Source organism: Bradyrhizobium sp. KZN70725 (assembly GCF_055264925.1).
Genome location: NZ_JBUYWT010000043.1, coordinates 42,080 through 67,245, shown reverse-complemented (window position 1 = coordinate 67,245; position 25,166 = coordinate 42,080). Strand labels below are relative to the sequence as shown.

22 protein-coding genes are annotated in these 25,166 nt (G+C 62.2%); 9 read left to right on the top strand and 13 right to left on the bottom strand.

Features of this window, described 5'->3' with window-relative positions; all coding sequences use genetic code 11:
* On the bottom strand, nt 1-1,813 hold a 1,813-nt coding region (locus ACZBJS_RS30935; RefSeq protein WP_463439682.1), incomplete at its 3' end, for a M10 family metallopeptidase C-terminal domain-containing protein.
* Between the two features lie 200 nt (nt 1,814-2,013).
* Between ACZBJS_RS30935 and ACZBJS_RS30930 the strand changes: the two genes are divergently transcribed.
* Both ACZBJS_RS30930 and ACZBJS_RS30925 read left to right on the top strand, forming a co-directional pair.
* On the top strand, nt 2,014-2,316 hold the full coding sequence (locus ACZBJS_RS30930) for a hypothetical protein (RefSeq protein ID WP_253589785.1): 303 nt from the start codon (nt 2,014-2,016) through the stop codon (nt 2,314-2,316).
* A gap of 131 nt (nt 2,317-2,447) precedes the next feature.
* The gene (locus tag ACZBJS_RS30925; protein ID WP_225647033.1) at nt 2,448-3,641 is read left to right on the top strand and encodes a CaiB/BaiF CoA transferase family protein; all 1,194 of its coding nucleotides are present in this window, start codon (nt 2,448-2,450) and stop codon (nt 3,639-3,641) included.
* A 66-nt stretch (nt 3,642-3,707) separates the two neighbouring features.
* Here ACZBJS_RS30925 and ACZBJS_RS30920 read toward each other — a convergent pair whose 3' ends face one another.
* Nucleotides 3,708-4,175, bottom strand: a complete 468-nt coding sequence (locus ACZBJS_RS30920; RefSeq protein ID WP_463439681.1) for a hypothetical protein — start codon at nt 4,173-4,175, stop codon at nt 3,708-3,710.
* Between the two features lie 486 nt (nt 4,176-4,661).
* Between ACZBJS_RS30920 and ACZBJS_RS30915 the strand changes: the two genes are divergently transcribed.
* From ACZBJS_RS30915 to ACZBJS_RS30905, 3 genes are all read left to right on the top strand, one after another.
* Nucleotides 4,662-4,937, top strand: coding sequence for a hypothetical protein (locus ACZBJS_RS30915; RefSeq protein ID WP_225647032.1), 276 nt, complete (start codon nt 4,662-4,664; stop codon nt 4,935-4,937).
* Between the two features lie 350 nt (nt 4,938-5,287).
* Entirely contained in the window at nt 5,288-5,671 is a 384-nt protein-coding gene (locus ACZBJS_RS30910; RefSeq protein ID WP_225647031.1) for a hypothetical protein, read from the top strand.
* Between the two features lie 22 nt (nt 5,672-5,693).
* Nucleotides 5,694-6,293, top strand: a complete 600-nt coding sequence (locus ACZBJS_RS30905) for a hypothetical protein (protein WP_225647030.1) — start codon at nt 5,694-5,696, stop codon at nt 6,291-6,293.
* 106 nt (nt 6,294-6,399) lie between these two features.
* On the opposite strand, the gene ACZBJS_RS30900 is transcribed toward ACZBJS_RS30905, so the two are convergent.
* A complete protein-coding gene (locus ACZBJS_RS30900) occupies nt 6,400-6,735 on the bottom strand; it encodes a hypothetical protein (protein WP_253589782.1) in 336 nt (111 codons plus the stop codon).
* A 92-nt stretch (nt 6,736-6,827) separates the two neighbouring features.
* Complete coding sequence (locus tag ACZBJS_RS30895) at nt 6,828-7,073, bottom strand: DUF6471 domain-containing protein (protein WP_225647050.1); 246 nt, start codon at nt 7,071-7,073, stop codon at nt 6,828-6,830.
* A 172-nt stretch (nt 7,074-7,245) separates the two neighbouring features.
* Between ACZBJS_RS30895 and ACZBJS_RS30890 the strand changes: the two genes are divergently transcribed.
* Nucleotides 7,246-9,219 carry an acyltransferase family protein gene (locus ACZBJS_RS30890; RefSeq protein WP_463439680.1) on the top strand — a complete coding sequence of 658 codons (1,974 nt, stop codon included), beginning with the start codon at nt 7,246-7,248 and terminating at the stop codon, nt 9,217-9,219.
* Nucleotides 9,220-10,015: 796 nt separating this feature from the next.
* Here the strand turns inward: ACZBJS_RS30890 and ACZBJS_RS30885 are convergent.
* The 9 genes from ACZBJS_RS30885 to ACZBJS_RS30845 form a co-directional block, all read right to left on the bottom strand.
* The gene (locus ACZBJS_RS30885) at nt 10,016-11,545 is read right to left on the bottom strand and encodes a tripartite tricarboxylate transporter permease (RefSeq protein WP_463439679.1); all 1,530 of its coding nucleotides are present in this window, start codon (nt 11,543-11,545) and stop codon (nt 10,016-10,018) included.
* 16 nt (nt 11,546-11,561) lie between these two features.
* Nucleotides 11,562-12,104: a tripartite tricarboxylate transporter TctB family protein gene (locus ACZBJS_RS30880; protein WP_463439678.1), complete on the bottom strand. Its 543-nt coding sequence runs from the start codon at nt 12,102-12,104 to the stop codon at nt 11,562-11,564.
* A 76-nt stretch (nt 12,105-12,180) separates the two neighbouring features.
* Nucleotides 12,181-13,281, bottom strand: a complete 1,101-nt coding sequence (mtnA, locus tag ACZBJS_RS30875; RefSeq protein ID WP_463439677.1) for an S-methyl-5-thioribose-1-phosphate isomerase — start codon at nt 13,279-13,281, stop codon at nt 12,181-12,183.
* Between the two features lie 41 nt (nt 13,282-13,322).
* Entirely contained in the window at nt 13,323-14,198 is an 876-nt protein-coding gene (locus tag ACZBJS_RS30870) for an S-methyl-5'-thioadenosine phosphorylase (protein WP_456849102.1), read from the bottom strand.
* A 259-nt stretch (nt 14,199-14,457) separates the two neighbouring features.
* Entirely contained in the window at nt 14,458-15,435 is a 978-nt protein-coding gene (locus ACZBJS_RS30865; RefSeq protein WP_370144256.1) for a Bug family tripartite tricarboxylate transporter substrate binding protein, read from the bottom strand.
* Nucleotides 15,436-15,866: 431 nt separating this feature from the next.
* Nucleotides 15,867-16,664, bottom strand: a complete 798-nt coding sequence (locus tag ACZBJS_RS30860; protein ID WP_168858734.1) for an enoyl-CoA hydratase/isomerase family protein — start codon at nt 16,662-16,664, stop codon at nt 15,867-15,869.
* A gap of 48 nt (nt 16,665-16,712) precedes the next feature.
* Nucleotides 16,713-17,906, bottom strand: a complete 1,194-nt coding sequence (locus ACZBJS_RS30855; RefSeq protein WP_463439676.1) for a pyridoxal-phosphate-dependent aminotransferase family protein — start codon at nt 17,904-17,906, stop codon at nt 16,713-16,715.
* A gap of 128 nt (nt 17,907-18,034) precedes the next feature.
* Nucleotides 18,035-19,318, bottom strand: a complete 1,284-nt coding sequence (locus ACZBJS_RS30850) for an MFS transporter (protein WP_463439675.1) — start codon at nt 19,316-19,318, stop codon at nt 18,035-18,037.
* A 45-nt stretch (nt 19,319-19,363) separates the two neighbouring features.
* Nucleotides 19,364-20,566, bottom strand: a complete 1,203-nt coding sequence (locus ACZBJS_RS30845; RefSeq protein WP_456849109.1) for a pyridoxal-phosphate-dependent aminotransferase family protein — start codon at nt 20,564-20,566, stop codon at nt 19,364-19,366.
* Nucleotides 20,567-20,698: 132 nt separating this feature from the next.
* On the opposite strand from ACZBJS_RS30845, the gene ACZBJS_RS30840 reads away from it, so the two are divergent.
* The 3 genes from ACZBJS_RS30840 (at nt 20,699) to ACZBJS_RS30830 (ending at nt 24,984) form a co-directional block, all read left to right on the top strand.
* Nucleotides 20,699-21,451, top strand: a complete 753-nt coding sequence (locus ACZBJS_RS30840; RefSeq protein WP_456834882.1) for a GntR family transcriptional regulator — start codon at nt 20,699-20,701, stop codon at nt 21,449-21,451.
* Nucleotides 21,452-21,584: 133 nt separating this feature from the next.
* A complete protein-coding gene (locus ACZBJS_RS30835; RefSeq protein ID WP_463439674.1) occupies nt 21,585-24,563 on the top strand; it encodes an FAD-binding and (Fe-S)-binding domain-containing protein in 2,979 nt (992 codons plus the stop codon).
* Nucleotides 24,556-24,984 (top strand): GlcG/HbpS family heme-binding protein, encoded by a 429-nt coding sequence (locus tag ACZBJS_RS30830; protein WP_253589773.1) that lies wholly within the window; start codon nt 24,556-24,558, stop codon nt 24,982-24,984. Before ACZBJS_RS30835 ends, ACZBJS_RS30830 begins: the two co-directional genes overlap by 8 nt.
* Nucleotides 24,985-25,166: the final 182 nt, after the last annotated feature.

The following is a 25,166-nucleotide window of genomic DNA, read 5'->3' as shown; positions in this document are numbered from 1 at the left end:
ATCCGTTTGCCGTCTGCTCCGCCCCGATCGGCGTCCAGGCTCCGACCTGAGTGGATGCATCAAAAGGCGTCCCGGCATATTTGACTGATGGGCCCGTACCGCCGCTGACCGCATCGAGAAAATAGTAGCTGCCGATCTGGTCCAGTTTGGTCGAGCCGGCGGCTTCGACCACGGTTACGCTCGCCGCAGGTATGCCGCTCACGCCGTCGGCGTTGAGGTCCTGATGGAAGCTGCTCTCAAATGCTTCAAGGATTGTACTGCTTCCTGAGACAACCGCGGTCGCAGAGGAGACATAGTTGCCGTTGCTGTCGGCGTTCCAGACCAAGTACTGATCCGAACCGATCACCTTCCACGCAATCTGATATCCGTTTGCCGTCTGCTCCGCCCCGATCGGCGTCCAGGCTCCGACCTGAGTGGATGCATCAAAAGGCGTCCCGGCATATTTGACTGATGGGCCCGTACCGCCGCTGACCGGATCAAGAAAATAGTTGCTGCCGATCTGGTCCAGTTTGGTCGAGCCGGCGGCTTCGATGACGATCGGCGGGATCACCGAGGAGCCCGCGATCGTGCGATCGGCAAACTGGAAATACTCAACGCCAGTGACGTTATCAATGCCCTCCGGTGAACCGGCGCGCTGGTCGCTTATCGTGAAGGTCTGCGAACTTGAGTTGTAGCTAACTGTGTAGTTCGCCCTGTTGCCCAAATACACAGCGGTGTCGGTGCCGGAGCCGCCGAAGATGGTGTCGTTGCCGCCGCCGCCGGTGATCGTATCGTTGCCTGAGCCGCCGTTCAGGACGTTGCCAATTGCGTTGCCCAAGATCGTGTCGTTGCCGGACCCGCCGTTGGCATTGTCGATGTAGGAACGCGCGTCGCCGTTATAGAGATAGGCGTTGTAGACGTTGCCCGATGCGTAATGGCCATCGCCGAGATAGGCCAGTTGAACGGAGGAGAATACCGACGACGCACCGGGGTTGAGGTTGATGCTCAGGTTCGTCGTGTAGTTCGACAGATCGTAGGTGTCGACGCCGCCGCCGTCCCACACAGTCTCGTAGATCCGGTTGGCCGAGCCGCCGACGCCCCCGCCGGGCGCGAGCTGCCCGACACCGTTGATGAACTCCTGCCCCGTGGTCGGATTCCAGGTGTAGACAGTGTTGCTGCTCTGGGTCGTGAAGTTCGCGCCGTACATCGTCTGGAGCGCGAGGATATCGTTGGCCATAAAGGTCTGCAGATATCCATAGGCCTCATTGGTGTAGCCGCTCGTCGCGGACGCCCCGACATAGCTGCGATAGCTCATGACGGTGTATTCGCTGTCGTCATGTGCGCTCGGCACGGCCACGTTGGCAACTCCGCCGGTCTCCTGGCTGTGCTTGAGACCAACGGCATGGCCGAGTTCGTGGAGCGCGGTCGTGAAATAGTAGTTGCCAAGCTTGGCGAGCGAGTAATTGTATTGGGTCCCGAACCAGATGTCGCCGCCGGACGCATAATTGCCGGGGTAGTAGGCGTAGGAAGTCGGGTTAGCCGACGGCGATTGCGCGATCATGATGTCGGCGCCGTTCGTGCCCGCGTATTGGATGTTGGCGTTGGCGTAGCCGTTGATCAATCCAATGGCGTAGTTGATCGCAGCCTGCATTTGGGTCGGCGCCGAGGCAAAGCCCGACGTGGTCGGCTCGCTGCTGCCGCCAGCGTACGGATTGGCGTAGTCGCTGGGCGAATCCGGGAAACTATAGGTTATCGGGCCCGACCATTTGTAGCCCGACAGCAGGCCGTCTATGTCGGCGTCGTTGGTCTTGGTGACCGTGACAGCGGTAGCCAAAGGGAAACTCCGAAGCAGCAAGCCCATCCGATGCGAGGCGTTAACAGATGATTCTAGCTAGAGAGTTGAACGTTTGGTTTAAATGCGGCGAGAGCGCCCGGACCTCTGCCATAATGCGCGGTTAGCTATCAAACCCCGTACTCATACGAGGCGCAAGCAAGAACCTCGGTTCCCGCGGCGCCGGTAATTTGCAGGGTTTCATGAAACGATCTTCACTCGCGGCCGGCCTGTTTGGCGCCCTTGCGGCGCTCGCCGGATACAATCACACGCCCTTCGGAGGACTGCCCGTCATGGTGGAGAAGGCCAATGCGGATGACAGCGGCAAGGCGGGACGCTTGCCCACCATGCCAATGGCCCGCGATCCTGCTGCCGCGGTGGCCGAGGAATACGAAGCCGCCCGCCGGAAAGGAACGCGGGAGGCCTTTGAGCTTTTCATTGCGCGCTACGGCGATGACCCGCTGGCCGAGAAGGCGCGCTCGGAACTGAAGCGCCTGTCGCGCTGATCCCTTCACGCAGCGCAGCAAACCGCGCCAGCCATTGCATTTCGACAGGCGGCATCCGCGCTGGCCCAGGCTTGCCGCAGGGTCTTTCGGCGCTATGGTAGGCCCGCAATCTGTCCCGGAGCCCTTTCACAATGCCCTTTCCGCATGCCTCGGAAGCCCTGTCGCGTTTAACCGTGCTCGATCTGACCCGGGTCCGCTCCGGGCCGACCTGCGTGCGGCAGCTCGCGGATTGGGGCGCCAATGTCATCAAGATCGACGCGCTGACCGAGGATGCCGGTGGCGAGCAGCCGGGCGGCCCCCGGCGGGGTTCCGACTTTCAGAATCTGCACCGCAACAAGCGGGCCATGACGCTGAACCTGAAAGACGGTCGCGGGCTCGCCGTTTTCAAGCGCCTCGCCGCCAAGGCCGACGTCGTGGTCGAGAATTTCCGCCCCGACGTGAAGAGGAAGCTCGGCATCGACTATGAGAGCCTCGCCGCGATCAACCCGCGCATCGTCTATGGCAGCATCTCCGGCTTCGGCCAGGACGGCCCCTATCACAAGCGGCCGGGCTTCGATCAGATCGCGCAGGGCATGGGCGGGCTGATGTCGATCACCGGCGCGCCGGGCGGAGGGCCGATGCGGGTCGGCATTCCCGTCGCCGACCTCACGGCGGGCCTGTTCTGCGCCATGGGCATTCTCACCGCGCTCCTCGAGCGCGAGGTCTCCGGCAAGGGCCAGTGGGTGCAGACCTCGCTGCTCCAGGCACAGATCTTCATGCTCGACTTCCAGGCCGCGCGCTGGCTGATGGAGAGAGAGGTGGCCAAGCAGGCCGGCAACAACCACCCGACCAGCATCCCGACCGGCGTGTTCAAGACCTCGGACGGCTACATCAACATCGCCACCACGGGTGGGCGGATCTGGGAGCGTTGCGCGCAGGCGATCGGTGCGCCGGAGCTCTTTGGCCATCCCGACTACGCGACGGCCTCTGCCCGCTCAAAAAACCGCGACGCGCTCAACGCCGAGATCGAGAGGTGCACCGTGACGAAGTCGACCGAGACCTGGGTCCGCGAGCTCAACGAGGCCGGCGTGCCCTGCGGGCCGATCTATGCCATCGACCAGATGTTCGAGGACGCGCAGGTTAAGCATCTCGGCATCGCGCAAGACGTGCCGAACGATGAAGACCGCCACATCCGCCTGGTCGGCCAGCCCGTGACGCTGTCGCGCACGCCGAGCAAGATGGTGGTGCGGCCGCCGGAATTCGGCGAACAGACCGACGAGGTGCTGAAAGAGTTCGGCTTCGGCTCCGACGAGATTGCCAAGCTCAGGGACGCCAAGGTGGTGTGAGCCAGGTCAGAAACAACAATGCCCGGCAAGATTGTCGGGCATCGAAGGGAGTTCGCGCTGCGCAGCTCAGTATTTTGCAACGACCGGTGTTGGAGTGAACGCATAGTTGAAGCCGACACGCAGAATATGATTGTGGAAAGCTGACGTCCGCCTGGTTAGCGGCTCCGACGAAGTAAGTCTTACTTCCGAAATGCGTATTCGAGCTTCGCCGACCAATTCCGGGTGAACTTGCGCTCGACGCCCGATCGAACCGACTCGGGTATCGGTGCTACTCACCGCCGCACCGATTGAAAAGCTGAACGCGCCGAACGGAGTCGTGCCGCCGAGATCCGCCCCGAAGACTTGGATCCCAAGGTTGACCGCGGACGAATACTTGAGCTCCCCAACAGCGAGACCACCGGTCGCATACCAGAGAGTCTGCGGACGATAGAAATCACCATTTGAAAAAGATAAGAAGTCCCACAAGAATCCAGAGGGGAGAGAAACTGAACAACAACGATGCCCAATAATAAAACTCTTTTCGAGTAGTCGCACGCCCACTCATACTCTTACTCCCGCTCACCGATTCACCGTAAAAATACGGTAGTGACCGCCTCCGCCAAGGGATAGGAGTCCTTATATTCAAAAAACTCTTTCACCGCTATTATGTTCGAGCTGCCGTCGACGTTGGTCGACGCCTTACCATTGGCTGGCCTGCATGATAACTTGGCTCATTCTCGCGGCAATTTCGATTTTGATCCTCGCACTGTGCGTCCGGGCGACATATCGATTTGCCTTTCGCGAGGGCCGCGAGCAGGGTTTGTCGGAGTCGTTTCAACTCTACGGAGGTACCCGGCGGTCACTCGATAAGGCTCCCCCACGGCGAGATCCTGATTGAGGTGTCGTTCTCTAAAATTACACGGTATGTCATACAGCGCTGGTGTCGACCGGCTCACACCGTTCGCTGTGGTCTATCTGATCGGCTTGCTGCCTTCGATTGCCGTCATTGCGCATCTTCTGCCTCGGGCAAGGAAACTGTTCATGACAATTTCTACGCGAGCTATCGTTACTGCTGCCGTCGTTATTAATATCATCTCGATTGGCTTGTCTGAGGTGCAGAGAAGGCAATTGGGCTCGACAGCGATAGATGCCACACTCGAGCTGCGTCGAATTGAGCAACAGCGGCTAGCCCAGCAGAGCATTGAGTTGGACCGAACCTACAAATTGATTGCAGAGGTCAACAATCGCATTAGCATGATCCAAGCTCAATTGCTCGGCCTTCAAGCGAGGGCGCAAGCCGTAAATGATGCCAAATAGCTATCAAGTGAGTGCCCTTCTTTTTGATTGGGAGAAGATGGTTCCGGCTCTCATGATCGCCGCGGGCCTCGCGCTGGTGCTGATAGGGTCTATTGCCGCGGCCCAGCACAAGCGATCGGAGAAGACTTGGGAAGACGGGGAAGCTGCAGCGCCGCGCCCCCGGATGGCGCCACTGCCGCGCCTGCTATCCACTCAACGGGACCGGGGCGAGTAAATTGCCATTTTTTCCGTTCTCGTCACGAGATGCTTCTCTAAGTTGCATCGTGCTACGAGCAATCCGGGCCGGATACGGGACCACCGGCGCAGGTGTTGATAGACCAAAGTTATTGTTGTTCAAGGGGTGGAAAACAATGCCTTCATTCAAGCTGCTCGCGCCATTTTCCCTTATCTACGCGCTGGGCATACTGGCCACGGCGGGGCACTTCTACCGCAAGCACGAAGGACGCTTAGGTGCACGCCAGACCTTGTGCGTACTCTTTTGGCCGGCTTGGTGGTTCCTGGAGCATAGTGTCCGAGAGACTATTGACGTCATTTCAGACGCGACCATAGGAACGGACGAGCGAGCGACACTTTCCTTCGGAGTTGGATTATTTGCGGCAGGACAATTTTTATTTTCTAACTGGGAAATGTGCAGTGGGGTCACATGCGCCGGCGTTGTATTGAAAAGCTCTGCCATGCTCTTCCCGCCGGTCGGCGCAACGTACCTGACTTGGCTTATCGCGCAGCTTGCATAGCATTCAGATGACGACACGGATCATGAACACGCCTGAAGAACTTCGGGGCAGACCATTTTGGGCACTTGATCCGACGATTCAAAGCCTTTCGTCTACGGACCACTCTGGAAATCCTGTGGACCCTCCTCTTCAGGACGTGACGACGCGGATACTGAAAATCAACAAATGGCACGCGCTCGCCGCGGTGCTGGTCATATACATCCCGATCGGGCTCTATCTGGACACTCTACCGCCCACCGATCCAACAATCATGTACGGGCCGTTCGAGTACTATGGCGGCTACGCTTGGCGCTACCAGCCATCCGTTTCGCGAGCAATAGCCGATACCGCTGAAGCACCCCATCAATCGCGACTTGAACTGACCGAGGATGGCCGTCCCCTCGGGCCGGCCCACTGCGCGGACATCGAAATTGGAGACATAGGGCACGGTCGGTTTTCCTATCGGAAGGATGATTGGGTTTTTCTCTATTTCTCGACAAGCGACAACAGTAATCCAAACACAAACGGCCGCATATATCGCGCCGTAGAACCGGCAGCTGTTGACCCGTTCCAGTCGATTAGAATACCTCCGCGTAAGCCCTGGATCTTCTGGCTGCTAGAAAAGATCCATTTTCATTCTTGAAGATCAATATCGAACCGAAGCACTAACGGCACCGCTAGAAGCGCGGTATTATGGCGCAAACGCCACAAGCCAAAAGAAGCGTGTCACCCCGGCGGGAGCACTTGGCCTAGTTCAAATTTGAAGTCGGCTTGTTTTGAGAAGAGCGATTTGACCGGATCAACAACACTATTGGCAGAGCAACCATCAGAGCCAGTACCGGCAGACCAATCGTCAGCACGGCGAAAACCGCCGGGTTGACAGTACCGAACAGCCACATAGCGCCTATTACAAACTCAACCGCGGCTAAGCCGATCAAACGGCCCTTGATTGCTGTGCTCATTTTGTTCCCAAGGGCGCCCACTGAGGCACTGAGGCGGGCAATGGCAAATAACAACAACAAGCCGACAATCTCGCCGATGGCGGCATATAATCCCTCGGCCAAAACCGCGACGAGAAAGATCAATACCCCGACAATGGCGATAGAGACGTATCCAAGAGACGTATCCAGCGATTTCCATCCAGCGCGGGTACATGTCCGCAACTCTAGGACCGCGCCTAGATTTCTTCCAGCGCCACCTGTTCAAGTTCTAGCGCTGCAACGCAGGCAAGGAAGAAGATCGCCGTAAACGATCCACGTTTCACCTTCATCGTGATCCCGGCTTCGGTCTCATCCTTGAGGCCGTGCTTCTTCAGCCGCTTGACCAAATCGGCGTAGGTCACGTCGGCTTTCTTCATCTCGGCTTTCAGGAAGGCGCTCGCGCGCTCCCGGTAAAGTTCCGGGTCAGCTTGGCTTTGGCCCAGCGAGCCTCATTCGCCACCTTCAAGCTGCGAGGTCGGTCATTGATACACCTTTCAAAGAAAAAGCCGCCCGAAAGACGGCTTGGTGTGTCTTAGTGGTCACGGTCAGCGCTTGCTCGGGCGGGTTGTGCCGAGTAAGTTGCCGCACCCAGTTAAGAACGGGCGGGCACTAATCTTGAAATACCGCGCTGACATCGATGGCTTGCGGGCCATCGCCGTACTGTCTGTGTTGGCCTTCCATTACAATGCAGCTCTGCCGGGCGGCTTTACCGGCGTCGATGTTTTCTTCGTAATCAGCGGGTTCCTGATAACGCAGCAACTCGCTGGCGAGATCGCAAGCGGCACCTTCTCTATCCTCAACTTCTACGACCGTCGCATTCGACGTATTGTGCCCGCGTTGGCTGTAGTTTTGTTGACCGTCTTATTGCTCGGCAAGTTCCTCTTGCTGCCCGGCGACTACAAGGCGATGGCCGCCAGCGCCGCCTACGCGGCATTCGGCGCTTCGAACTTCTTCTTCCTGTCGAACACCGGCTATTTCGACCAAAGTTCCGATTTAATGCCACTCCTTCAGACTTGGTCGCTTGGTGTCGAGGAGCAATTCTATCTGGCGTGGCCGCTGCTCTTGGCCCTCGTCGCTACCGGTCGAAAGCGGATCGACCTCGCCGCCATCATCGGCACCGCAGTTGTGATCGGTTTCGGCGCGAGCCTGCTCTGGCTCGACGCGGATCCCAAGGGCGCATTCTATCTGGTGCTGCCGCGCGCGTGGGAGCTCGCACTAGGCGCGTTGCTCGTGTTCCTGCCCCCTCTTTCGCAACGCCTCGGCGCCGTGGCAATCGCGACCGGCCTCGCGTTGATTGGCGCCGGCTTCATCTTTGTCAGCGCCACTGCTTTCCCAGGCGCGGCCGCGGTCTACCCATGCGTCGGCGCTGCGCTCGTAATCTGGCCGCGCCGGGACGAACCAAGGTTCAGCCATTGGCTCGGCAAGTTGCGTCCGATCGGGCTGATTTCCTACAGCCTGTATCTCTGGCATTGGCCCGTGTGGGTGCTGTTCCGCCATTACATCAATAACGCCGAGCCAAGCCGCCTAGAGGCAGTCGTGCTCGCAGCCGTCTCGATCGGCTTAGCAGTGGTGTCGTTTCGCTTCGTCGAGAAACCTTTCCGGCAACGCCGCTGGTTGCCGACGCGGACAGTACAGACAGGACTCGCGACGGGAATGGCCGTCTTTTGCCTCGGGATGTATGTAAACAGCGCCGACGGACTTCCGGAACGCATCGCACCTGCCGTCTATTCGATGCGCAGCCTTGATGCGATGTGGGAATGGCCATGCAAGTACGAACCAGAGAAGACCTTAGGCGCTTCGTTCTGCACCTTCGGCCAGTCATGGAAGAAGGCTGGCTCGAAAGCATTCTTGTGGGGCGATAGCCACGCTGGGCACTTCGCCCCGATCATGGAAGCCGCGCAGCCAGATATGGGGTGGCTCCTTTACGAGACATGCCCGGCGTTCTTCAACGAGCATATTTACCGAACGTATACCGGTATTCCGAACTACCGGACGCAGTGCGCTGAACAACGCCGCAAAGCGATTGAGCTCATCAACAGCGATCCTTCAATTGACCTCATAGTTCTCGCTTCTGCGTGGGCTTACTATCCAGCGATTGCGCTCCAAGACGGGACGCTTGGAGAATTGAGCGGATCTGGCCTGATAGAGGCCGGAATAGAGGACCTCATGGCGAAGACGGCGAGACCCGGCCGTCGATTCGTCTTGGTAGGAACGGTTCCGCAACACATAGTTGATCCTATCCCGTGCGCGATGGCGCACCTTAACGGCTTGTGGCGCCGCGAGTGCACGCCCGATCCAAAAGAAATCCAGCAAATGAAGACCTATACAGTGACTTCGGACACGCTGCTCAAGCAGATCGCCGCGTCTCGATCTGACGTGGCCGCTGTCATACCGCGCGACGCGCTTTGCGATAAGGCCGGCTGTAAGGGCTATCTGAATGGCGAATTTCTGTACCGCGATGGTGGCCACATTCGCCGAAACCTATCGATGGAGACGAGACACCAGTTTGCAGACCTCATCGGCCTGACGAACGCACTGATGGAGAAGCCTGCTCGCGCGGAAGCTTCGGCCGCTCCTTCAAGTAACTAAATGTAGCCCGTTGCGGACCAGGCAACGACGGCCGTCGTTCCCGGGTTATTGATCGAGAAGCCTGAAGTGGCAGCGGAAACTGCGTTCACGGGACTCGTTGTCCCGCCAGCGGTGCTGCTGCATACGATAGTCGTAATAGTCGTAACTGCCGTGAAGACGGCCGGAAAGATTACCGCTGTATTGGTGGCGCCCGTGGCCGTGGTTAGTCCCCAAATATGCAAACCGCCGTTGGGTAAGCGCCGATAGGCGGCGTAGCCTGACGCGCCTGGCGTTCCGACTTCATTGAATGATTTGATCGAGCCTAGCGTCACGTTGTCGGACACGTCGAGCAACTTCTGTGGAAGCGTACCGAGCCCCGGGGGACCTTCCGCGTACACATTTTCGAATTTGAAATTGCGGTTAATACAGGCGCTGTTGACGTTAAACGGAGCTGTCCGAGATTTTCATCGCGTTCGGTCCGGCTTTGCAGTGACGTTCGCCGCGCTGGTTTCGGTTTACGGCGTGATTGAGTTCGTCGTTTGGCTCGTGATGCGCCGACGCTCTCGTATCCGCACACATGGGGTAACGCACGCCAGCTTGTCCAATAATTCATACAGGAGATGAACTATGTTTCGTATGGGGCAGAAGGTGGTTCGGTTTAGTGGTGGCCCAGGCTGCGTCATCACCAACCATCTGAGCAGGAAGGACTACACGCATCCAGAGCTTGTCTGGCCGGCATCGCGCAGCGGCAACATTTGGAACCAAGACGACGCGCCTGGATAAGACCATCGCGACATAAGAGAACTGGGACACTGATCTAATTCAGTTCTCGTGGTGTCTCCGTTTTGCTCCGCTGCCTCCAACTGACGCGGCCGACCAAACCATCGATCAAGGGCCAAAAAAGCAGCACGATTGCCAACGTCGTGATCGAGCCGACCAGTCCGTTCGACCAGAACACCTTCATGTCGCCGCCGGAGCCGATCATCGAGAGGCGGAACGCATCCTCGGCGCGGTTGCCGAGCACCAATGCGAGGGTGAAAGGCGCGAGCGGGATCCCGATCTTCTTGAAGACATAGCCGACGACGCCGAAGCCCAGCATCAGCCAGATATCGAACATCGCGTTCTGGATCGCATAGGCGCCGATCGCGCAGGACACCACGATCATCGGGGCTACGGCCGCGAACGGCACGCGCAGGATCGAGGCGAAGATCGGCACCGTGGTCAGCACCAGCACCAGGCCGACGACATTGCCGAGATACATCGAGGCGATCAGGCCCCAGACGAAATCCTTGTGCTCGACGAACAGCAGCGGCCCCGGGTTGAGGCCCCACACCATCAAGCCGCCGAGCAGGATCGCAGCGGTCCCCGAGCCGGGAATGCCGAGCGCCAGCATCGGCAACAGCGCCGAGGTGCCCGAGGCATGAGCGGCGGTCTCGGGCGCGAACACGCCCTCGATACGGCCCTTGCCAAAGCTCTCCTGATCCTTGGAGAAGCGCTTGGCGAGGTTATAGCCCATGAAGGAGGCCGCGATCGCGCCGCCCGGCGTGATGCCGAGCCAGCAGCCGATCACCGACGAGCGCAGCAGCGTCACCCAGTATTTCGGCAGGTCCTTCCACACCGAGAGCACGACGCGCAGGCTGATGCCGGCGGCGTGTCCGCGCAGCGCGAGGCGCTCCTCCATCGTGAGCAGGATCTCGCTGATGCCGAACAGGCCGATGACCGCGACGAGGAAGTTGATGCCGCGCAAGAGCTCGGCGGAGCCGAACGTCATGCGCAGCTGCCCGGACACCGTATCCATGCCGACGCCGGCGAGCAGCAGCCCGAGCGACATCGAGATGACAGTCTTGTGCTTGGCCTCGCGGCCGAGGCCGACGAAGGAACAGAAGGTCAGGAGATAGACGGCGAAGAATTCCGGTGGGCCGAACCTCAGCGCAAACGACGAGATCATCGGCGCCAGGAAGGTGATCAGCAGCACCGCGACCAGCGAACCGACGAAGGAGGAGGTGAACGCCGCGGTGAGCGCTTCGGCCGCCCTGCCCTGCTGCGCCATCGGATAGCCGTCGAAGGTGGTCGCGACCGACCAGGCTTCGCCCGGGATGTTGAACAGGATCGAGGTGATGGCGCCGCCGAACAGCGCGCCCCAGTAGATGCACGACAGCATCACGATGGCGGACGTCGGATCCATCGTGAAGGTCAGCGGCAGCAGGATCGCGACGCCGTTGGGGCCGCCAAGCCCGGGCAGCACGCCGACGAAGATGCCGAGCACAAGGCCGACCATCATCAACAGCAGCGTCTTCCACGTCAAAAGGACGGCAAAGCCGTGCAGCAGGAGACCGAAAGCTTCCATGGTTCGACCCGGTTCGCTAGCGGCCGAGAGCCGCTTCGAGCGGCCCCTTCGGCATGATGACGTCGAATGCGATGTCGAAGGTCACGAACATTGCGGCGGTGAAGACGAAGGCGGTCAGCAGCGACTTCCACAGCGCGATCTTGCCGACGAGGCGCATGAAGCCTGCGATCAGGAGAAAGCTCGCAACGTAGAGGCCGAGATATTGGGTGGCGAAGCAGAACAGCAATGTCGGCACGAACACCGCCATCACCCGGCGAAGCTGGGCGCGGCTGACAAAGGTCTCGGCAGCCTCCTGGCGCGAGACAAAGGCGGCACCCAGGCCATAGAGGCTGGCACCGCCGAGGATCACCGAGAGGTAGAACGGAAAATAGCCCGGCTGCGGCCCGGTCGAGTCCCACGACGCACCGGTGCGCCAATTGTCCCAGCCGAGCACCACGGCGAGCGCAAGCAGAAGCAGCGACACAACGACGTCGATGACGCCGGTGCTGACGACCGCCGGCGAGTTATCTTCAGGTGCGGTCGGATCGTCGACGACGATCTCAAGTTCGGTATTGGACATGGATGAGACGGTCTGGGTTGCGAGGGCAACGATTGGGATAGCGCGCTGATGCAACCACCGTCAATGCAGCCTTCAGTTAAACAGTGGAACGTTCGGGAAAGGCGCTCGCAAGTGCAGCACGCTCCGGCTTGAGAACGCCGCGCTCGGTGATCAATCCGGTCACCAGCCGCGCCGGCGTGACGTCGAAGCCGAAATTGGCCACCGACGAGCCGTCCGGAACCACGCGCACGGTCTCGATCCGGCCATCCGCCGTGCGTCCCGTGAGGTGCGTCACCTCGTCGGCAGCGCGCTGCTCGATCGGAATCTGCCTGACACCGTCATCGATACCAAAGTCGATGGTCGGCGACGGCAGCGCAACATAGAACGGCACGCTGTTGTCGTGGGCCGCGAGCGCTTTCAGATAGGTGCCGATCTTGTTGCAGACGTCGCCATTGCCGGCGACGCGATCGGTCCCGACGATCGCGAGATCGACCATGCGATGCTGCATCAGATGGCCGCCGGTGTTGTCGGGGATCACGGTGTGCGGCACGCCGTGGTGACCGAGTTCCCAGGCGGTGAGCGAAGCGCCCTGATTGCGCGGACGCGTCTCGTCGACCCAGACATGGACCGGAATGCCGCGATCGTGCGCCTGGTAGATCGGCGATGTCGCCGTTCCCCAATCCACGGTTGCAAGCCAGCCGGCGTTGCAATGCGTCAGGACGTTCACCACCTCGCCCGGCTTCTTGGTCGCGGCGATCGTCTCGATCAGGCCGAGCCCGTGACGGCCGATCTCGCGGTTGATCTCGACATCCTCATCGGCGATCTCGCGCGCGCGGGCATAGGCCGCCTCGGCGCGGGCCGAAGCCGCAAGCGGCGCCAGCGCGCGCTGCATCTCGTCAACGGCCCATTTCAGATTGATCGCGGTCGGCCGGGTCGCCAGCAACATCCTGCCGGCGCGCTCGAGCGCCGCATCGGAGGCATCGGCGCGCATCGCGAGCGCCATGCCATAGGCTGCGGTCGCGCCGATCAGCGGCGCGCCGCGGACCAGCATCGAGCGGATCGCCTCGCCGGCCTCGTCGGCAGTCGTAAGTTTGGCGACGATGAATTCATGCGGCAACCGGCGCTGATCGATCGCGCCGACGGACCAGCCGTCGGGCTCGAGCCAGATGCTGCGAAAATGTCGTCCATCGACTTTCATGTCTTACGCCCTTCGCGTCGCGCGCTCGCTAGAGGACTTCTTCACGACCGTAGCACCCGTCCGGCGACGACATCGAGCTTGGCCAGCAGTTGCGGATCGCGGGCCGCGGGCGCCGTGATCAGCGCGGTATCAAGCGCCCGATCCGAACCGACCGGACACGGCTCGTGCTCGCGCGGGAAATCCCGCGCCAGCCGCGCGACCAGCGCCTTTGCCTTCTCGGCGTTCGAATTCAGCACACGGATGATATCCTGCACCGTCACGGCATCATGCGCCGGATGCCAGCAATCGAAATCGGTGACCATCGCCACGCTGGCGTAGCAGATCTCGGCCTCGCGGGCGAGCTTGGCTTCCGGCATGTTGGTCATGCCGATCACCGAATAGCCCTGCGCCTTGTAGGTCAGGCTTTCGGCGAGCGAGGAGAACTGCGGCCCCTCCATGCAGAGGTAGGTGCCGCCGCGGGCGAACACGATGTCTTCGGCCTCGGCAGCGGCGGCGAGATGCCTCGCCAACAACGGGGACACCGGATGCGCCATCGAGACATGCGCGACGCAGCCCTTGCCGAAGAACGAGCTCTCGCGCTTGTGGGTGCGATCGACGAACTGGTCGACCAATACAAACGTGCCCGGCGGCAGCTCTTCCTTGAACGAGCCGCATGCGGACAGCGCGACGAGGTCGGTGACCCCCGCCCGCTTCAGCACATCGATATTGGCGCGATAGTTGATGTCGGACGGCGACAGCGCGTGTCCATGGCCGTGGCGCGGCAGGAACACGATCGGCAGTCCCGCCATCTCGCCGCGTCGGAGCGGCGCGGACGGTTCGCCCCAGGGGCTTGTGATCGCCTCCTCGCGGACATTTTCCAGGCCCGGCAGATCGTAGATGCCGGATCCACCGATGATCCCCAACACGGCTTTGGTCATGATCGCTCCTCACGGTCCCGCAACGGCGCCGGAGGGGTGACCCAGCCCGATCGGGCTCGCCGGACGTTCGGCCATACTGCGGCGCAGTAATCACTGCCCCGCAGCCGCTTGCAAGGCAATTCCAAGTTAAGAGGAAAGCCGCCGGCCCAGTCATTCCGGGGCACCCGAAGGGTGAACCCGGAATCTCGAGATTCCCCGATGCGCAATTGCGCATCTGAGGTTCGCTGCTTCGCATCGCCCCGGAAGGACGGCGGATCCGCTACTTCGCGACGAACCCTGCCGCGTTCATCAGCGAGGCATTCTGCTTGTCGTCATCCTCGAGGAACTCGACCATGTCCTTGCCGGTGAGGAAGATCGGCTTCAGCGCCTGCTTCTCCATGTAGTCCTTGTATTCAGCCGTCTGCGTCACCTTCTGAAACAGGTCGACATAGAACGCCTGCTGCTCCTGCGTGACCTTGCCCGGCAGGAACATCGCGCGCAGCATCAGATACTGCACGTCGAGTCCCTCCTCCTTGCAGGTCGGGATGTCGTTCCAGGATTGCGTGTCGGTGACCTTGGTCTTGTAGGAGATGCGCTCCTTGTCGAACACGCAGAGCGCGCGAACCTGTCCGGCGCGCCAGACTTCGAGGTTCTCGCTGGGATTGTTGACGTTGGACTCGGTGTGGCCGCCGACCAGCTGGGTCGCGGCCTCGCCGCCGGACTTGTACGGCAGATACGAGAATTTCGCGCCGGTCTTCTGCTCCATGAAGACGGTCAGCACGTGATCTTCGCGCTTGGAGCCCGTGCCGCCCATCTTGAACGGCGCGCTCGCCGCTTTCGCGGCAGCGATGAACTCCTTCACGGTCTTCGGACCGGAGGCGTTATCCCACAACACGAACTGGTCGAGCGCGATCACCGACACCGGGGTGAGGTCGCGCCAGTTGAACGGAATCTTGGCCGACAGCGGCAGCATGTAGATCAGCGAATAGGCGATCAGCACCTTGTTGGGATCACCTTCGCTGGACTTCATGTACATCAGCGCTTCCGCACCCGACGCGCCGCCCTTCAGCGACACCACCATCGGCTGCTTCATCAGATTGTTCTTCTGGATCGCCGCCTGCATCATGCGCGCCATCTGGTCTGACGCGCCGCCGGCACCGGCCGCGACCACGATTTCGACCGGCTTGCTCGGCTCCCAGCCGGCAAAGGCCGGCGTGCTCAGCAAGAGGGCCGCGATTGCAGCCGTGGTTTTTACAATCTGTCCCACGTGTTTCTTCCCTATCTATTTGTTCGGCTTGGCAAAACCTGCGAGGTGGCGGGCTCGCGTCATTGTGCCGAGAATGAAGGTGAGTTCAAGCCGCGAACTGCCGCATGGCCTATGACTTTGGAATGAGGTGCGTGCGTCGTTTCGCATAACCGCTTTGCAACAGTCCGTCATCCTGAGAGGGCGGAACGCGCGTCTCGAAGGATCGACGGCCACCAGCCGGGCCGTGCATCCTTCGAGGCTCGCTCCGCTCGCACCTCAGGATGACGGGGTGAGTTTTGATTCAACTTTCAAACAGCTTGTTCGCTGTCGTCCCTGCGAAAGCAGGGACCCATACTCCGCGGCGGAAGTTGTGAACGAGAACCGTCGCTCCAGCATCGCTCAACAATGGATAACTGTGGTAGCGACGGCACCTGAAGCCGCTGTCACTTGCCCTTGAAGTTGGGCGCGCGCTTGTTGAGGAAGGCGTCCATGCCCTCGCGGAAATCCTCGCTCATATAGGCGCGCAGGATCAGGTCCTCGCCCTCCTCGCGCGACAGCGTGCGGCGGATGCGGCGCACCGCTTCCTTGGTCACTTCGAGCGTGATCGGCGCATGGCCCGCGACGAGCTTCGCCGTCTCGGTGGCGCGGCGCTGCAACGTCTCCACATCGGGGACGACTTCATTCAACAGCCCGAGCGCCAGCGCTTCCGGCGCCTCGACGAGGCGCGCCTTGAAGATCAGATCCTTGGTCCGCGCCGGACCGATCAGCGACACCAGCCGCGAGATGTTGGACATCGAGAGGCAGTTGCCGAGCGTGCGCGCGATCGGGAAGCCGATCCGCGTCGCCTCAGTGCCGATCCGGATATCGCAGCAGGCGGCGATGCCGGCGCCACCGCCGGTGCAGGCGCCGGCGATCGCCGCGATCACAGGCACACGGCACTGCTCGAGCGTTCCCAACACACGATCGATCCGCGCCTCATAGTCGAGCGCATCCTGCGCCGTCTTGAACGCGCGGAACTGCGAGATGTCGGTGCCCGAGGCGAACGCCTTGTCGCCCGTGCCGGTCATGATCAGCGCCTTGATGGAGTGATCCTGATTGATGTTCTCACAGATCGCGGCCATCTGCTCGTACATCGCAAAGGTCAGCGCATTGCGCGCCTGCGGCCGGTTGAACGTGATGCGCGCGATCCCGTCCTCGACGGAGTAGATCAGGTCTTCGGTCGAAGTGACGGGCGCGTTCATGTCTCGCTCTTTCTGTTGTTTGCGATTCGGTTTCAGGCGACAGCCTTTTTAAGCGACAGCCTTCGACTGCGCGGCGTCGTGGCCCTTCAGGACCTCCATCGCCGCCAGCACGCCGCCGCCGCGATGCGGCACCTTGGCCAGATCAAGCCCCATCTCGACGCCGGACAGCGTGCCCATCAGCATCAAATCGTTGAAGTGGCCGATATGGCCGATCCGGAACACCTTGCCCTTGACCTTGTTGAGGCCGGTGCCGAGCGACATGTCAAAATTCTCCAGCACGACCTTGCGGAAGTGGTCGGCGTCGTGGCCGTCAGGCACCCGCACCGCGGTCAGCGCCGGCGAGTGTGCGCCCTGCTCCTGGCACTGTGTCTCGAGACCCCAGACCTTGATCGCCGCGCGCGTCGCCTCGCTGTGGCGCCTGTGGCGGGCGAAGACGTTCTCGAGGCCCTCTTCCTCCAGCATATTCACGGCCTCGCGCAGGCCGAACAGGAGGTTGGTGGCGGGCGTATAGGGCCAGGTGCCGGCCTTGTTGATGTTGATGACTTCCTGCCAATCCCAATAGGAGCGCATGCCCGGATTGGCCTTGGCCACGGCGAGCGCCTTCTCCGACACGGCGTTGAAGCCGAGGCCGGGCGGCAGCATCAGGCCCTTCTGGGAGCCGGCGATGGAGACATCGATGCCCCAGGCATCATGCTCATATTCCAGCGAGCCGAGGCCGGAGATGGTGTCGACCATCAAGAGTGCCGGATGCTTCAGCGTGTCGAGGATCTTGCGGACGTCGCGCGGATAGGTAACGCAGGCGGTCGAGGTCTCGTTATGGACCACGCAGACCGCCTTGATCTTGTGCGCCTTGTCGGCGGACAGCCTGGCCTCGATCTGCTCGAGGTCGGCGCCGTGGCGCCAGTCGCCCGAGATGAAATCGACGTCGAGCTTGAACTTGTCGGCAATGCCATGCCACAGCACCGCGAACTGGCCGGTCTCGCACATCAGGACCTTGTCGCCGGGCTGCAGCGTGTTGACGATCGCAGCCTCCCAGGCGCCGGTCCCCGACGACGGGTAGATGATCACGGGCTGCTTGGTGCGGAACACTCGCTGCATCGCAGAAAGCACGGCGAAACCGATCTCGGCAAACTCGGAACCGCGATGGTCCATGGTCGGCATATCCATGGCCCGCAGCACCCGGTCCGGCACGTTGGTCGGTCCCGGAATCTGCAGAAAATGCCTTCCAGTATGCACGGTCATGAGCGTCTTTCCCGGTCTCGTCTTGGTCGTGGTGAGCCGCTCGCATATCACTATTCGCCGGGTTTGTCCTAGGCCCGGCGGGGGTCCGTCATGCATATCTGACGGCGCTCCGCCGGGCCGGCAGCGCCTCATTCGGCGGCCACCACCTTGCCCGGCACCACCGATTCGTTCGTCTTCTCGAACGGCCGCTCGGGATGCATCAGAAACGCCGAGAAGCCGCCGACCAGCAGCAGGCCCATCGACATCAGGAACGGCAGGTACCAGTTTCCAGTGGCGTCGATGACGAAGCCGGCGACCAGCGGCGAGACGATGGCCGCGAAAGCCGAGCCGGTGTTCATGATCCCGGCGGCGGTGCCGGAATATTTCGCCGCGATGTCCATCGGGATCGACCACATCGGCCCGATCACGAGTTCGGCGCAGAAGAAGCCGGCCGACAGGCAGAGCGCCACCACCGTGATGTCGTGGACGAACAGGATCGGCATCAGCGACAGCAGCGCGCCGGCGAAGCCCACGACCGTCACGCTGAGTCGCGCCAGCCGTACATTGCCGGTGCCCTCGAGAATGCGATCGGAGATGACGCCGCCGATGCTGTCCCCGACGACGCCGGCAAAGAACACACCGGATGCGAACAGCGCCGAGTTCTTCAGATCAAGGCTGTAGTTGTTTTTGAAGAACAGCGGCAGCCAGTTGAGATAGAGCCACAGGCACCAGCCGTAGCAGAAATAGGTCAGCGTCACCGGCCACATCCGCTGCAGCAGCGGTCCCCACGGCACCTTCGGCCGCTCGCCTTTCGGCCGCGGCGGCAAGGTCGCAAGCTCGGCCGCGGTGATCGAGCCATGGTCCCGCGGCTCGTTGCGAAAGTACCAGACCCACGCAACGCCCCAGATCAGACTGACAAAGCCAAGCACGACGAACGCGCCGCGCCAGGTCAGCCAGAGGATCAGCAGCGCGACCACCGGCGGAGTGATGGCATTGCCGAGCCGCGCGAATGAATGCGTCAGGCCTTGCGCGAAACCGCGGCGGTTCGCCGGCGTCCAGTACTGCATCGCGCGCGTCGCGGTCGGAAACGTCGCGCCTTCGCCGAACCCCAGCGCGAAACGCGCGACGAACAGCGCGGCAAGGCCATGGACAAAGCCGGTCATGATGGTCGCCGCGGCCCAGATCATGCCGCACCAGAACAAGGTCTGTCGCGGCCCGAAGCGATCGCCGACCCAGCCGCCGATCACCTGGAACAGCAGGTATGGATAGGCAAAGGCCGAGAACACCAGGCCGAGTTCGGTGTTGGACAGGCCGAGCTCCTTCTGGATCTCGCCGGCCGCGGTGCCGATGTTCACCCGGTCCACATAGGTGATGAAATACATCACGCAGAGCATGGCCAACACGACATGGGTGGCCTTGAACCGAAGCCTCATATCCCCTCCCCCACGTTTTTTTTGAGTTTGTTGAGGCGCTGGCTGCTAGGTGCCGACGACTTTCAGATGCGGCGGTGTATTGCGCTGGTCGCGCTGTTCGAGAAGCTTCATCGCCGCCTCGACGCCGCCCGAGCGGTGCGGCACACCGGCGACCGACAATCCCATCTCGACTCCGGTCAGCGCGCCAAGCAGCGTCAGCTCGTTGCACTCGCCGAGATGACCGATGCGGAACACCTTGCCTGCGACCTTCGACAGGCCGGCACCGAGCGACATGTTGAAATTGTCGAGCACGACCTTGCGGAACTGATCGGCATCATGTCCGGGCGGCATCATCACCGCGGTCAGCACCGGCGAGAATTCCGAGGGCTCCTGGCACAGCACCTCGAGCCCCCACTGATTGACGGCGGCGCGCGTGGCGGCGGCCAGCCGCAGATGGCGGGCGAACACGTTGTCGAGCCCCTCCTCCAGCAACATCGCGATCGCCTCGCGCAGCCCGTAGAGCAGATTCGTCGCCGGCGTATAGGGGAAGAAGCCCTTGGCGTTCGGCTTCAGCATTTCCTCCCAGTCGAAATAAGAGCGCGGCATCTTATTGGTGCGCGACGCGGCGCGCGCCTTCTCCGAGATGGCGTTGAAGCCAAGGCCGGGCGGCAGCATGAAGCCCTTCTGCGAGCAGCTGACGCTGACGTCGACCTTCCACTCGTCGTGCCGGTAATCGACCGAGCCGAGTGAGGAAATGGTGTCGACCATCAGGAGCGCCGGATGCGCGGTGCGGTCGATGGCAGTACGGATGTCCGCGATCCGGCTGGTCGCACCGGTCGAGGTCTCGTTGTGGACGACCATCACCGCCTTGATGCTGTGCGCGGTGTCGGCGGCAAGCCTTGCTTCGATCTGGGCGGGGTCCGCGCCGCGGCGCCAGTCGCCGGGTATGAAATCCACCTCGATGCCGAACCGGCCGGCCATCTGCCGCCACAGTGTGGCGAAGTGGCCGGTCTCGACCATCAGGACCGTGTCGCCCGGCGACAGGGTGTTGACGATCGCGGCCTCCCAGGCGCCGGTCCCGGACGACGGGAAGATCACCACCGGACCCCTGGTCTGAAACACCTTCTGGCTGCCCTCGAGGACGGCACGGCCGAGCGCGGCGAATTCGGCGCTGCGGTGGTCGATGACCGGCATATCCATCGCGCGAAGAATGCGATCCGGGACTGGGCTCGGCCCTGGAATCTGCAGAAAATGACGCCCTTGATGCATGAGAACCTCCCAATCGCCGGATTTCGGCTCCTCAGCGAGCTATTTTGCATTCATTTTTTGTCTTTTCAATCCAATTTTGGTATTCGATCGAGAGTATCGACGCGACCGCGCCGGCAAATTATTGTTCAGAATATGAAATCCGCGATTCCCGAAGCCGGGGTTCCAATCACCCCGCCCGCCGCCGGCAATGGCAGCGACCGCCAGGAGGCCTCGCTTCACGGCGAAATCCTGCTGCGGCTCCGCGACTATGTGGTGGAGGGCAACATTCCCGAGGGCGCCCGCGTTCCCGAGCGGCAGCTCTGCGAGATGCTGGGGATCTCAAGGACGCCGCTGCGCGAGGCGCTCAAGGTGCTGGCCGCCGAGGGCCTGATCGAGCTCTTGCCCAACCGCGGCGCGCGGGTGCGCCGGCTCAGCCGGCGCGACCTCGAGGAACTGTTCGACGTCATGGCCGGGCTCGAGAGCCTCGCCGGACGGCTGGCATGCGAGATCATCACCGACGAGGAAATCGCCGCGATCGAGCGCCTGCATTACGAGATGTACGGCCATTATCTGCACCGCAACATGCACGGCTATTTCCAGACCAACCAGCAAATCCACGAGAGCATCGTTGCGGCCGCGCGCAACGAGACGCTGAAGGCCACCTACGCCAACTTCGCCGGCCGGATCCGCCGCGTGCGCTATTCCGCCAATTTCGCCCGCAAGCGGCAGCGCTGGGCCGAGGCGATGCGCGAACACGAGGCGATCCTCGATGCGCTGCGCCGGCGCGCGGCAAGCGAGCTCAGCGACATCCTGTTCCAGCACCTGCGCAACAAGCGCGCAGCCGCCATCGATCACCTCGCGGAGGGGCCGGACAGCGGCCTGGAGACGACACTCCAGAACGACTAAAGGGGTCGGCACAAGGACGGCTGGAGGGTAGCTATCCTTGCCATTATGAATTCATAATGTAATTCTCACGTCGAGAGAATGCATAATCCATGAGCAAACCCTTTGTTGCGTCATGGATCACATCGGATCTGGGATGAAGAACGCCTCCTCGCTCGAACAGCGCCTGCGGTCCGAACTGACCGGCGACGTGTTTTTCGACGCCTTCAACCGCGGCCGCTACGCGACCGACGCCTCGTTCTACCAGATCGTGCCGGCCGGCGTGGTGGTGCCGCGAACCGTCGACGAGGCGCTGCGGACGCTCGCGATCGTCCGCGACGCCGGGCGGATCGTCACCCCGCGCGGCGGCGGCACCTCGCAATGCGGCCAGACCGTCAATGACGGCATCGTGGTCGACCTGTCCAAGCACCTGAACCGGGTCCTCTCGCTCGACGTCGAGCATCGGACCTGCGTGGTCGAGCCCGGCATCGTGCTCGACGATCTCAACCGGCAACTCAGGAAGCACGGGCTGTGGTTTCCGGTCGACGTCTCGACCGCGTCGCGCGCCACGATCGGCGGCATGGCCGGCAACAATTCCTGCGGCGGTCGCTCGCTGCGCTACGGCACGATGCGCGACAACACGCTGTCGATGGATGCCGCGCTCGCCGACGGCACGCTGCTGCATTTCGGCGAGGTGCCGCGCGACCTGACGCGGATCAACGGCTCCGACAGCGGATTGAAGCTATTTCGCGACATGCTCGATCTCGGCGAGCGCGAGGCGCTCGAAATCGCCGACAAATTCCCCAAGGTGCAGCGCCGCGTCGGTGGCTATAACCTCGACGCGCTGGTGCCACGCAACGCGCCGAACAATCTGGCGCATCTGTTGGTTGGCTCGGAAGGCACCCTCGCCTTCACCACGCAGGTCGAGCTGAAGCTGTGGCCGGTGATCCGCAACAAGGCACTCGGCGTCTGCCATTTCGGCAGCTTCTACGAGGCGATGGACGCCGCCCAGCATCTGGTCAAGCTGCTGCCCATTGCCGTGGAGCTGGTCGACCGCACCATGATAGCGCTCGGCCGCGAGATCGCGATGTTCCAGCCGATCATCTCGGCGGCCGTGCGCGGCGATCCGGACGCCATCCTGGTGGTCGAGTTCGCCGAAGAGGACCAAGCCGACAATCTCGCCCGCCTCAGGCAGCTCGGCGAGCTGATGGCCGACCTCGGCTTCGGCTGGGACAAGCCGCAGCGCAAATGGGGCGGCGTGGTCGAGATCGTCGAGCCCGCGCTGCAGACCGGCATCGCCGATTTCCGCGCAGCCGGCCTCAACGTCATGATGTCGATGAAGCAGGAGGGCAAGCCGGTCTCGTTCGTCGAGGACTGCGCGGTGCCGCTGCCGCATCTCGCCGATTACACCGAGCGGCTCAATGCCGTGTTCGCCAGGCACGGCACCCGCGGCACGATGTATGCGCATGCCTCCGAAGGCTGCCTGCATGTGCGCCCGGTGCTCAATCTCAAGCTCGAGGAGGACGTCAAGGCCATGCGCGCCATTGCCGAAGAGGCCTTCGCGATGGTGCGCGAATACAAGGGCTCGCATTCCGGCGAGCACGGCGACGGCCTGGTGCGCTCGGAATTCCACGAAGCGATGTTCGGGCAGCGCATCGTGGCCGATTTCCGCGAGGTCAAGCAGCGCTTCGATCCGACCAACACGCTCAACCCGGGCAAGATCGTCGATCCGCCTGCCATGGACGACCGTTCGCTGTTTCGTTTTTCGCCGGATTATCGCGTCGGCGAATTGAAGACGGTGCTGGACTGGTCGGCCTATCCCGGCGCCGGCGGCGGCTTCCAGGGTGCCGTCGAGATGTGCAACAACAACGGCGCCTGCCGGAAGCTCGAAGGCGGCGTGATGTGCCCGTCGTATCGTGCCACGCGCAATGAGAAGGACGTCACCCGCGGCCGCGCCAATACGTTGCGGCTCGCGATCTCAGGCCAGCTGGGTGCGGACGCGCTCGCCTCCGACGAGATGATGGAGACGCTAAAACTCTGCGTTTCCTGCAAGGCGTGCCGCCATGAATGCCCGACCGGCGTCGACATGGCCAAGATGAAGATCGAGGTGCTGGCGGCGCGCGCGGCGACCCATGGTCTAACGCTGCGCGACCGGCTGGTCGGCTATCTGCCGCGCTACGTCGATCTCGCCTCGCGCTTTGCGCCGATCGCGAACTGGCGCAACCGCAGCCCACTGTTGCGCAGCCTGTTCGAGAGGCTCGCCGGGATCAGCGCCAAGCGCGCGCTGCCGGCGTTTCGCCGCGACACCTTCCGGCCGGACGCCGAGGTGCTGGGTCCAGCCGACGGCCGCGAAGTGGTGCTGTTCGCCGATACGTTCAACCGCGGCTATGAGCGGGAAAATCTCGACGCCGCGATCGAAGTGCTTGTCGCCGGCGGCTATCGCGTGCATCTGCCGAGGCCATCGGACGGCGGGCGGCCGCCGTGCTGCGGGCGAACGTTCCTGTCGGCCGGACTGGTTGAGCAGGCTCGCGCCGAGCTTGACCGGCTGGTTGCGACCTATGTCCCGTTCGCGGCCCGCGGCGTGCCGATCATTGGTCTCGAGCCAAGCTGCCTGCTGACCCTGCGCGACGAGCTGCTGTCGCTGCGTTCGGATGAGGCCGCCAAGACCGTCAGCGCGCACGCGCTGCTGTTCGAGGAATTTCTGGTGCGCGAGGCCGAGGCCGGGCGGCTCGCTTTGCCGCTCGGCGCGGTCGCAGGCAAGGCCGTGGTGCACGGTCATTGCCACCAAAAATCCTTCGGCGCGTTCAAGCCGGTGGAGAAGGTGCTGCGCCTGGTACCGGGCCTCGACGTCAAGACCATCGAGTCGAGCTGCTGCGGCATGGCCGGCGCGTTCGGCTACGGCGCAGACACCTATCAGGCCTCGATCGAGATGGCCGAGCTGTCGCTACTGCCAACGGTTCGCAGCGCCGATCCGGACACCCTGATCGTGGCCGACGGCACCTCATGTCGGCACCAGATCAAGGACGGCAGCGGGCGCACGCCGCTGCATGTCGCCAGCGTATTGGCGATGAGCCTGAAACGTGCGAAATCGCAATCCGATCAATCATTGCCGACAAAGGAAAAGGCCCATGGCTGAGCTCACTCTCGAAACTGCCCGCAAGATTCTGGATGCCGCGCTGGCCAAGGGGGTCGAGAAGAAGTTCAAGCCGCTGGTCGTCACCATCCTCGACGCGCGCGGCGCGGTGAAGGTGACGGCGGCACAGGACGGCACCAGCCTGATGCGAGCCGAGATCGCCCATGGCAAGGCCTATGGCGCGCTGGCGCTCGGGATGGGATCGCGGGCGCTGTTTCAGCGCGCCCAGGAGCAGGCCTATTTCGTCGACGCCGTGAACACGTTGGCGCAGGGCCGGATGGTCCCGGTCCCCGGCGGCGTGCTGATCATGGACGGCTCTTCCCTGCTCGGCGCCGTCGGCGTCAGCGGCGACACCTCGGACAACGACGAGATCTGCGCCGTGGCCGGCATCGAAGCTGCCGGCCTGAAGGCCAACATCGGATGACAACAACTGTTTGGTCTTCGCCGCTCTCGCCGCTTGGTTCAAACAAGTACAGCTTCAATTACAGGACGATGACCGACCGGATCGTCAATCCGGTTCCACGGGAGAAGTCCTCCCTGCCGCCGGGAACTCTCCGCGCGCCAATGACCTATCCACAGGGGCTGCGATGCCGGGCCCAATCCGAT